This is a genomic window from Hymenobacter sp. B1770, assembly GCF_049896385.1.
In the GTDB taxonomy this organism is placed as follows: Bacteria; Bacteroidota; Bacteroidia; order Cytophagales; family Hymenobacteraceae; genus Hymenobacter.
Map to the genome: position 1 here is coordinate 1 of NZ_JAFCUF010000028.1, position 1099 is coordinate 1099.

At 67.2% G+C, this 1099-nt stretch carries 1 protein-coding gene; it reads left to right on the plus strand.

The window, feature by feature from the left end; translation table 11 throughout:
• Window positions 1-372: 372 nt before the first annotated feature.
• On the plus strand, window positions 373-1099 hold a 727-nt coding region (locus ACP7AJ_RS21185; protein ID WP_426062229.1), incomplete at its 3' end, for a DUF885 family protein.

The window sequence follows — 1099 nt, forward strand, 5'->3', positions numbered from 1 at the left end:
AGGCGCCCGAACGGCCCGGCCCGGGCTTGTTAGCCGCCTTGCCCTTGGTCAGCCCATGGTACGACCCGCGCAATAGAACCCATGCTTTGGGCGGGACCGTCACCGCGCGAATCCTCCGTCAACTAACGGTGGCGCGCGTTTACGGCACCACCGTTTAGCGAAACGGTCCGAAGATAAACGCAGCCATTCAGTTGAAGGAGCATTTAAAATACGCATCGTTGAGGTGCGGCTCTACCGGTAACTTTTGGCGTCGGGGACCTGCCGGATAGCATGCCTTATTTTACCGCTGGCGTCTTCCCACATGTCGCCCGTTTGGCGGTACCTTGTGCCGTTACCCTTGTTTTCGCCCCTGCGCTTATCCGGCTCCCGTTCATGAAACACCCCTACCTGTTGGCCCTGGCGGCCGCGGCCGTGCTGGCCGCCGCGCCGCTTCCCCTGCGGGCGCAGCCGCGCAAACCCGCCCCCGCCGCCAAGGCCCAAACCCCCGCCCCGCCGTCCGCTCCATTGGCGGCCCTGTTCGAGGCGTACTCGGAAGAAGTGGCCCGGCTGTTTCCGCTCGGGGCCACGGCGCAAGGCGACCACCGCTACAACGACCAGCTGCCCAACGACCAGACCCGGGCCCGGCGCGAAACGGTGCGCGCCTTCTACCACCGCTCCCTCGCCCAGCTGCGCCGGCTGGAGCGCGCCCGCCTCAACGCCGCCGACCAGACCAGCTACGACATCCTGGCGTATTCGCTGAACCAGCGCCTGGCGGGCAGTGTGTTCAACGACTGGATGATGCCCTTTGACCAGTCCGGCGGCCTGCCAACTGCCCTGGCCCAGCTCGGGGCGGGCACCGGCGCGCAGCCCTTCAAGACCGTGCCGGACTACGACCACTGGCTAAGCCGGGTCCGCGGCTTTCCCGCCTGGACGGATTCGGCCATCGCCAACTTCCGCCAGGGCATCCGGGCCGGCGTGGTGCTGCCCAAGGCCCTGGTGCCCAAAATGGTGAGCCAACTGCGCACCCTGGCCAAAGCCGGCGCCGATCCGGCCACCAGCCTGTTCTACGGCCCGGTCAAAACCTTTCCAGCCAGCTTCACGGCCGCCGATAAGGCGCGCC